2 protein-coding genes and 1 pseudogene are annotated in these 2,369 nt (G+C 76.7%); all 3 read left to right on the top strand.

Features of this window, described 5'->3' with window-relative positions; all coding sequences use genetic code 11:
- Positions 1-1,239: beta-ketoacyl-[acyl-carrier-protein] synthase family protein (locus ACWDCZ_RS40445; protein ID WP_449818603.1), on the top strand; the 1,239-nt coding region annotated here is incomplete at its 5' end.
- Positions 1,239-2,051 carry an enoyl-ACP reductase FabI gene (fabI, locus tag ACWDCZ_RS40440; RefSeq protein ID WP_198959380.1) on the top strand — a complete coding sequence of 271 codons (813 nt, stop codon included), beginning with the start codon at positions 1,239-1,241 and terminating at the stop codon, positions 2,049-2,051. The genes ACWDCZ_RS40445 and fabI, both read left to right, overlap by 1 nt.
- A pseudogene (locus ACWDCZ_RS40435) lies at positions 2,048-2,369 on the top strand (ketoacyl-ACP synthase III); the annotation flags it as partial. The gene fabI and the pseudogene ACWDCZ_RS40435, both read left to right, overlap by 4 nt.

Here is a 2,369-nt window from a genome sequence, read left to right as displayed (position 1 = left end):
GCCGTCGTCACGGGCCTGGGCGCGGTGACCCCGCTGGGCGTGGGCGCCGACGAGCTGCACCGGCGGGCGGTGGCCGGCGAGAGCGGGCTCGCCGACGGGCTCGGGCTGTGCCGGGACTTCCGGCCCGCCGACCACCTGTCGCGCCAGCAGATCCGCCGCACCGACCGCTTCACCCAGCTCGCGCTCGTGGCCGCCGCCGAGGCCCTGGCCCAGGCGGGATGGACGGACGGCCCGCCGCCCTACCCCGCCGAGCGGGTCGCCTGCGTGGTGGGCTGCGCGCTCGGCGGGACGGCGAGCTTCGAGACCCAGGCCGAGGTGCTCCGGCAGCAGGGCGCGGAGTTCGTCTCCCCGCTCATGGTGCCCGCCATGATGGCCAACGCCGCGGCCTCGCAGATCGCCCAGCGCCACGGCCTGCGGGGCGAGGCGCTCTGCCTGGCCTCGGCGTGCAGCAGCGCCACCCAGGCGATCGGCACCGCCCTGCTGCTGCTCGCCGCCGGAGCCGCCGACGCCGTGGTGGTCGGCGGCGCCGAGGCCTCCACCTCCGAGCTGGTGCGGGCCGCCTTCCGCACCGCCGGGGCGCTCTCCGAGAGCGGCCGCTCGGTGCCCTTCGACCGCGACCGGGACGGCCTGCTGATCGGGGAGGGCGCCGGAATCCTGGTCCTGGAGACCGAGGCCGGCGCCGCCGCCCGCGGCGCCACCGTGCTCGGCGAGGTGCTCGGCTACGGCTCCACCTGCGACGCCCACCACCTGACCGCCCCGGACCCGACCGGCGGGCCCGCGGCCCGCGCCGTCACCCTGGCGCTCGAAGCGGCCGGCGTCACCCCCGGGCAGCTCGGCTACCTCAACGCCCACGGCACCGGGACCGTCCTCAACGACAGCTCCGAGTGCGAGGCGCTGCGCCTGGCGCTCGGACCGGCCCTGGACGCCGTCCCGCTCTCCTCCACCAAGTCCTGCACCGGCCACCTCTTCGGCGCGGCCGGCGCGGTGGAGGCCATCGCCACCCTGCAGGCGCTGCGCCACGCCACCGCCCCGCCCACCGTCGGGCTGCGCGAGCCCGACGAGAAGCTCGGCCCGCTGAACCTGATCCGCCACGCCACCCCGCTCGCCGCCCCCGCCCTGCCCGGCGGCCGGCGGGCCGGGCTCTCCACCTCCTTCGGGTTCGGCGGACACAACGCGGCCCTGGTGCTGGCGGCGGCCGACGCACCCGGTACGACCGGTACGACGAAAGGCCAGGAGTGATGCTCGGCTTCCACGGACGCCGCTATCTGATCACCGGGGTGCTCAACGAGGACTCCATCGCCTGGCACACCGCCAGGGCGCTCCAGGAAGCGGGCGCCGAGGTCCTGCTCACCGGCTTCGGCCGGGCCCGGCGGATCACCGAACTGGCCGCGGACGTCCTGCCCCGCCCCGTCGAGGTGCTGGAACTGGACGTCACCCGGCCCGAGGACTTCGCCCGGCTGGCCAAGGAGCTGGAGCAGCGCTGGGGCGGGGTCGACGGCGTGCTGCACGCCGTCGCCGCCGCCCAGCAGACGGCGCTGAGCGGCAACTTCCTCACCACCCCGCCGGAGGCCGCCGGCCTCGCGCTGCGCACCGCCGCCGTCTCCCTGCACTCGCTGGCCACCGCGCTCGCCCCGCTGCTCAGCGCGGACGGGCGGCGCGGCAGCGTCGTCGGACTGGACTTCGACGCCAGCGGCGCCTGGGCCGGCTACGACTGGATGGGCGTCAGCAAGGCGGCGCTCGGCGCGGTCTGCCGGTACCTGGCGATGTACCTCGGCCCGTCCGGCATCCGGGTCAACCTGGTGGCGGCCGGCCCGGTGGAGACCGTCGCCGGGCAGGCGATCAGCACCTTCGACCGGATCGCCGACCGCTGGCAGGCCGAGGCCCCGCTCGGCTGGGACCGCACCGACCCCGCCGTCGTGGTCGGACCGGTGCTGTTCCTGCTCTCCGACCTCGCCGCCACCGTCAGCGGGGAGATCCTGCACGCCGACGGCGGGATGCACGCCGTCCGGATGGGCACCGGACCGGCCTTCGCGGAAGGAGGCGCGGCATGACGCCCGCCATCGTCGGGGTGGGCGCCGCCCTGCCCGAACGCGTCGTCCCCAACGCCTACTTCGAGCGGATCGGCGCCTCCCCGGAGTGGATCGTCAAACGGACCGGCATCGAGGAGCGCCGCTTCCTCCCGCCGGACGGCCGGCTCGCCGACCTCGTGGTGGCCGCCGCCGAGCAGGCGCTGCGCAGCTCCGGGCGCACCGCGGCGAGCATCCGGCACGTCCTCGGTGGCCGAACTAGCCGAAACCCTCGCCCAGGTGGAGCAGTCCCAGGGCTGGCCGGACGGTGCGGACGGCCCGCGCGGGCGGACCAGCGGCAAG

The organism is Kitasatospora sp. NPDC001225, assembly GCF_053597855.1.
Note: the sequence above shows the minus strand (reverse complement) of the source record. Positions and strands in the feature narration are given on the sequence as shown.